We start from the raw sequence: 6311 nt of genomic DNA, 5'->3' as shown, positions 1-6311 counted from the left end.
ATTCTTCGACAATTTTCTTCTTCAATTCATAACTATATTTTGCCATTAAAAGACCCCCGAAGGTTGGATTTCTTGGTCCAACTTTTGGGGGTCAGTGCAGAAGGCGGCGTGTTTTAGTTGGCCTGTTGACGGCCGAAGCGGATCATTTTTTGAATTTCGCCGATGACTAAGGGGATCAGGGCGGAAATTAATACGATGACCCAGTCCATAAAACCGAGGTCGGTCATGTGGAACATAGCTTCCAATGCCGGCACGTATAGTACGACGAGGACCAAGGCGAGGGATAGTAGCACGGCTTGGTTCAGGCGCTTGTTCGTGAAGAATCCCATTTTAAAGAGGGTATCGTCGATGCTTCTCGATGAGAAGGAGCGGAACAGTTCGCTGAAGACCAAGGTGGAGAAGGCCATGGTTCTCGAGTAGACGAGGCCGTCGCCGGTGGCGCCGTGGGTCGTAAGCGCGTAGTAGTAAACACCTAAGGTCGCCGCCGTAATGGCTAAGGATTGAATGATCAAGGTAATGGTAACCTTGCGATCCAAAATAGGCTCTTTCGGATCTCTCGGCGGCTCGAGCATGGTTTCCTCTTCCCCTTTTTCTACGCCTAAAGCGAGGGCAGGGAACGAGTCGGTTACGAGATTGAGCCACAAGAGCTGAATGGGAAGGAAAGGCGTGGGCAGGTTCAACAGAATGGAAAGGAACACTACAAGCACTTCCCCGATATTGCAGCTCAATAGGAAGGTTACGAATTTTTTAATGTTCGCATAGATAATGCGGCCTTCTTCTACGGCGTTGACGATGGTAGCGAAGTTGTCGTCGGTTAGGATGACATCGGCGGTGTTTTTCGCCACGTCCGTACCCGTAATGCCCATGGCGATGCCGATGTCCGCTTTTTTAATGGCGGGTGCGTCGTTAACGCCGTCGCCGGTCATGGCGGTGATTTCGCCGTTTTCTTTAAGGGCCGTTACGATTTGCACTTTGTTTTGGGGCGAAACCCGAGCGAATACCCGGGTGGTCTTTACGATTTCACGAATTTCTTCCGGGCTCTTGCCGTTGAGCTCTTCGCCCATCATGGCATGGTCCCCTTCGCGTAAAATGCCGAGCTCTTCGGCAATGGCTTTCGCCGTCAAGAGGTAATCCCCCGTGATCATAACGGGGACGATGCCTGCGGAGCGGCATTCTCTAATGGCTTCTTTTACTTCCGGACGGGCCGGGTCGATCATGCCCGTAAGGCCGACGAAGACCATGTCTTTTTCGACTGTTTCAGAGCTGATGTCCGAAGGTAGTTCGTCGTAATTTCTGTAGGCGTAAGCCAGGACACGAAGGGCGTTTTTGGCGAAGCTGTTGTTTTGTTCGGAAATTGCTTCCCGATCTTTTTCCGTAAGCTCTACTACTTCTCCGTCTTTCAGGAAGTATTTGCAGCGGCTTAAAACGACGTCCGGCGCGCCTTTTGTAAAGGACGATACTTTGTTTTCGAAGTAGTTTTTGTGGAAGGTGGACATCATTTTCCGCTCGGAATCGAAGGGAATTTCTTCCACTCTCGGGTATTCTTCTTCGAGTTTTTTCTCGTCGATTCCCTGTTTTCCGGCGAAGGTAATGAGAGCGCCTTCCGTAGGATCGCCTAAAATGCCGTATGTTCCGTTTTCTTCCGTAAGATCGGCGTCGTTTGCCAAGTTGGCGATGGCGCTTAAGGTTTTAAGACCGTGCACGTCATCGAAGGTGACGGGCTTTCCGTCGAAACTCACTTCCCCTTTCGGCGCGTAGCCTGTGCCGGAGACGTCGAGCACTTTTCCGTCTACGTAGACGTGGGTGACGGTCATTTCATTTTGCGTCAGGGTGCCCGTTTTGTCCGAGCAGATATAGGTGGTGGTGCCTAAGGTTTCTACTGCCAGCAGTCTTTTTACGATGGCGTGGCGCTTCGCCATATTGCCCATGCCCATGGAGAGGACGATGGTCACGATGGCGGGAAGGCCTTCGGGAATGGCAGCTACTGCCAAAGATACCGAGGTCATAAACATACTGAGGGTTTCGTGGCCGTAAAGTTTCCCCACGAGGAAGACCACGGCGCAGACGGCGACGACTAAAATACCCAGGGTTTTGGATAGGCCCGCCAGTTTTTTTTGAAGGGGCGTCTGTTCTTCTTCCATGGAAGAGAGGGAGGTGGCGATTTTACCGATCTCCGTATCTTCTCCCGTGGCGGTGACGATGCCCTTGCCCCGTCCGTAGGTTACGATGGAGGCGGAGTAGGCGACGTTCAGTCTGTCGCCGATGCCCACTTCTTCCGTAAGTTTTTCTTCGGCGTGTTTTTCAACGGCGACGGATTCTCCAGTAAGGGAGGATTCGTCGATTTTTAAATTGGAGCTTTCCAATAAGCGGAGATCCGCCGGCACGATATCGCCTGTTTCCAGTACGACGAGGTCGCCGGGAACGACGCCCGCGGAGTTGATCTCCTTGGACGCGCCGTCACGAATGACTTTTACCGTGGGGGAGCTCATTTTTTTGAGAGCGGCAATAGCTTCTTCCGCTTTCCCCTCTTGGAAAATACTCAATAATGCGTTGACGATGACGATGAGGAGAATAATAACGGAATCCACCGCTTCTCCTACTACGCCTGAAATAACGGCGGCGATCAATAAAATAATAATCATGGGGTCCAGGAATTGCTCCGCCAGTTTTTTGGCCAAGGGCTTTTTCTCTTCTTCTTTTAATTCGTTCGCCCCGTATTCCGAAAGGCGACGCTCGGCTTCTTCTTGGGAAAGCCCTTTGCGGCTATCTCCCTCCAGTTTGCCGACCGCCTCGTCCGGGGTCATTTGATACCAGTCCATAATACCTCCTTAAAAAAAAGACTCTTGTCTCTAGGACAAAAGTCTCACAGCCTGTTTAGGATCCTTGGCCGGGCTAAAGCCGGATTGACGACCAAGAATAGTAGTTACTCCCCTTTGTTTCGCATTACAGTATACCAAAGGGTCGGCGTGAACGCAATTATTTCCTATCCACTTTTACCCCGGTTTTCCCGGATCTATCCTGGCGGAAAACAATTCTCCATCTATCTTTAACTGCAAATCGATTTTCTCTTATTTCAGAATACCATTCGATTTTTTATATGATTAAGTGTATTTAGATCCAAAATGTTTGTTGTAAGATTCTTTTGCCATAGAATTTAGTGCGTTGCCATATTATAATCTCTTTACAGATACTTTTGTCAAAGAAAGGATGAATTTTATGAAAAAATCTCGCCGCTACCTTCTTTTAATTCTTTTATTGGCCCTTGTCTTTCCGGCAAAGAGCTCGGCACAGGGATCGGTGCAGCTTTTTATTAACGGCCGCTATATTCAAGGGGACGTATCGCCCCGCATCGAAAACGGCCGCACCATGGTGCCGCTTCGCCTCGTAAGCGAAACTTTGGGCTACGATGTGAAGTGGAACAAAGCCGATCGTAGCATTCAAATTGTACAGGCAGGACGCACTATGGATCTTACTCTCAACAGTAAGGTAGCTTATGTAACGGAAAAGGGCTCGAGGAGACAGGTGGTCATGGATGTTAAGCCTCAGATTATAAACGATCGCTCCCTCGTTCCCCTTCGCTTTATTTCCGAAAACTTCGGCGAAAAGGTAGATTGGGACCGCACCAATCGCACGGTCATCGTCGGCGAAGGCTATGTGCCGCCGAAGGATCCCAATCGGGTGAATGTGGACTATCGCGGAAAATCTTTCGAACTCATTACTAAGAAGGTCGACGGGGAATTATTAATTCCCATAAGCGACTTTGCCCGCGCCATGGGTTGGACTTACGCCAAAGCACCAAACGAGTACGAAGAAATGGTGCCCGTCTTGACAGATACCGCCACGGGAAAAAAGGTGTGGAACTACGAATACGCCCTGATGTGCGACAATATTTCCTTCGGCGGTTTGGACGCTGCTAAAAACAGGCAGGCAAGTGAAGTTGTGTCGAAGACCATTGGCGGAAAGAATTTCGTCTCTCTTCGTTATTTAGCTGCGGCACTCCACTTGGATATGAACCTTGCCGGCGACCGAATCGTTCTGAAGGATAATAATGAACCTACGATTTACAAGATGTACTATAATCCCCTTTTAAATGACGGAGAAAGCTACGGTTATGTGGCTGCCAAGGTGAACTATATTCAGTACAAAAACAACCATTATAAAATCATGCCCATGAATAAGACGCCGGAGCAGTACATCCGCCAAGGCCTGACCAATAGTGAAATGGATCCCATCGGCATGTTCAATTTCTATATGGATCTTCAAAAGAATATTGTAGAAGCGTATTCTCAAGGCTAAAATAAGCATGCCTTACAATAAGATTTTCGAGAATCAAAAAGGCGCCACCGAAAAGGTGGCGTCTTTTAATGTGTTCTTATTTTTTCGGTACTTCGATTTTTTCTTTGAAGCCCATATAGGGACGAAGGGCTTCGGGAATAAAGATAGAGCCGTCTTCTTGGTAGTGGTTTTCCAAGAAGGCGATGAGCATTCTCGGCGGCGCCACGACCGTGTTGTTTAAGGTGTGTGCCAAGCAGAGTTTGCCGTCTTCTCCGCGAACGCGAATGTTTAAGCGGCGAGCTTGTGCGTCGCCTAGGTTGGAGCAGCTGCCCACTTCGAAGTATTTTTCTTGGCGAGGGGACCAGGCTTCCACGTCCACGCTCTTAACTTTTAAGTCGGCAAGGTCTCCGGAGCAGCATTCCAATGTACGCACGGGAATGTCCATGGAGCGGAAGAATTCCACGGTGTTTTGCCAGAGCTCGTCGTAAAAGGCCTTGCTCTCTTCGGGCTTACAGATAATGACCATCTCTTGCTTTTCGAATTGGTGGATACGGTACACGCCCCGTTCTTCGATACCGTGGGCGCCCACTTCTTTTCTGAAGCAGGGGGAGTAGCTCGTAAGCTTATGGGGAAGGCTGTCCTCTTCCGTAATGGAATCGATGTATTTCCCGATCATGGAGTGTTCGCTGGTACCGATAAGGTAGAGGTCTTCCCCTTCGATTTTGTACATCATGTTTTCCATTTCGCTGAAGCTCATGACGCCGCTTACTACATCGCTTCTGATCATAAAGGGCGGAATGTGGTAGATATAGCCTTTGTCGATCATGAAGTCTCGAGCGTAGGAAAGGATGGCCGAGTGAAGGCGGGCGATGTCTCCCATTAAATAGTAGAAGCCGCTACCCGATGTTTTTCTGGAGCTGTCGAGATCCACGCCGCTTAACGCTTCCATAATATCGATATGATAGGGTACTTCGTAAGGGGGCACCACGGGTTCGCCGTAGCGTTCCACTTCCACGTTTTCGGAATCGTCTTTTCCGATGGGCACGGTGTCGTCCATGATTTGGGGAATGACGAGCATGATCTCGCGAATGCGTTCGCTCTTTTTAGCTTCTTCCGTCTCCAGCTCTTCGATGCGGTCGTTAATGGCCTTTACTTCCGCCTTTACTTCTTCCGCTTCGTCTTTTTTTCCGTCTTTCATTAAGCCGCCGATGGATTTCGACAGTTGGTTGCGTTTGGCGCGAAGTTCGTCGCCTTCTGTCTTGGCTTGACGGTTTTCAATATCCAGTTCCAACACTTCGTCCACGAGGGCGATTTTTTCGTCTTGGAATTTCTTTTTAATGTTTTCTTTTACCAGTTCCGGATTTTCCCGAATTAAACGAATATCGAGCATGTTTACCTCCAATAAAAAAAGGGCTCCGATCATCCTCTATGGGACGAGTCGAACCCGCGTTGCCACCCAACTTAATCGCTATGCGATTCACTTCATTTAACAGGCTCCGAGGCGGATTCAAAAGTTTCCAGCATCTGCTCCCAGCGACCGCAGACTCTCTTAAGCGTTTCACTCTTTACTTTTCCTCTTCATCACCTTATACAGTTGCCACTAGTATACCACAGCTTCCCCGTTCTGGCTATGGATGCAATAAAAAAAGGCGTCCTTGCGGAGAACGCCTTTTCTTAATTAAATCCTATTCGGGTTGAGCTGCGCCGGTGGGGCATACGGATGCGCAAGAACCGCAGTCGATGCAAGCGTCAGCGTCGATGCTGTAAACATCGCCTTCAGCGATGCAGTCTACCGGACATTCGGGTTTGCAAGCGCCACAAGCGATGCAAGCGTCAGTAATTTTATGTGCCATAATGATACCTCCAAATTATCTTCAGGTATGTAACGGAATACCGTTTTTTCCTGTTTTTTTACTTCCTGAATTTATTATAGCATTGATCTTTTATAATTCAAGTAGAAAAGCTAAATAATACGACGTTATATTAACTTTTTTCACAATTCAGAGTGAATCACTTAGAATTTTGCAGTGCGCTTC

General features: G+C 48.7%; 4 protein-coding genes and 1 other annotated feature. Of the genes, 1 reads left to right on the top strand and 3 read right to left on the bottom strand.

Going from position 1 to position 6311, the window contains the following annotated elements; all coding sequences use genetic code 11:
• Nucleotides 1-113: 113 nt before the first annotated feature.
• Nucleotides 114-2819 (bottom strand): cation-translocating P-type ATPase, encoded by a 2706-nt coding sequence (locus PEPTYR26121_RS07125; protein ID WP_180500588.1) that lies wholly within the window; start codon nucleotides 2817-2819, stop codon nucleotides 114-116.
• A gap of 397 nt (nucleotides 2820-3216) precedes the next feature.
• On the opposite strand from PEPTYR26121_RS07125, the gene PEPTYR26121_RS07120 reads away from it, so the two are divergent.
• Nucleotides 3217-4296, top strand: a complete 1080-nt coding sequence (locus tag PEPTYR26121_RS07120; RefSeq protein ID WP_180500586.1) for a stalk domain-containing protein — start codon at nucleotides 3217-3219, stop codon at nucleotides 4294-4296.
• Nucleotides 4297-4372: 76 nt separating this feature from the next.
• Here the strand turns inward: PEPTYR26121_RS07120 and serS are convergent, their stop codons facing one another.
• Together serS and PEPTYR26121_RS07110 are read right to left on the bottom strand one after the other, a co-directional pair.
• Nucleotides 4373-5665, bottom strand: coding sequence for a serine--tRNA ligase (serS, locus tag PEPTYR26121_RS07115; protein ID WP_180500584.1), 1293 nt, complete (start codon nucleotides 5663-5665; stop codon nucleotides 4373-4375).
• A gap of 36 nt (nucleotides 5666-5701) precedes the next feature.
• Nucleotides 5702-5866: a binding site (T-box leader), on the bottom strand.
• 94 nt (nucleotides 5867-5960) lie between these two features.
• Nucleotides 5961-6128 carry a DUF362 domain-containing protein gene (locus PEPTYR26121_RS07110; RefSeq protein ID WP_180500583.1) on the bottom strand — a complete coding sequence of 56 codons (168 nt, stop codon included), beginning with the start codon at nucleotides 6126-6128 and terminating at the stop codon, nucleotides 5961-5963.
• Nucleotides 6129-6311: the final 183 nt, after the last annotated feature.

The organism is Aedoeadaptatus nemausensis (genome assembly GCF_903819165.1).
Lineage (GTDB): Bacteria > Bacillota > Clostridia > Tissierellales > Peptoniphilaceae > Aedoeadaptatus > Aedoeadaptatus nemausensis.
This window is presented reverse-complemented; position numbering and strand designations above follow the sequence as displayed.

What these genes read in the sequence shown, in the direction of transcription:
- PEPTYR26121_RS07125 (WP_180500588.1), bottom strand. Translation starts at nt 2,819, where the DNA reads ATGGACTGGTATCAAATGACCCCGGACGAGGCGGTCGGCAAACTGGAG.
- PEPTYR26121_RS07120 (WP_180500586.1), top strand. Translation starts at nt 3,217, where the DNA reads ATGAAAAAATCTCGCCGCTACCTTCTTTTAATTCTTTTATTGGCCCTT.
- PEPTYR26121_RS07110 (WP_180500583.1), bottom strand. Translation starts at nt 6,128, where the DNA reads ATGGCACATAAAATTACTGACGCTTGCATCGCTTGTGGCGCTTGCAAA.
- serS (WP_180500584.1), bottom strand. Translation starts at nt 5,665, where the DNA reads ATGCTCGATATTCGTTTAATTCGGGAAAATCCGGAACTGGTAAAAGAA.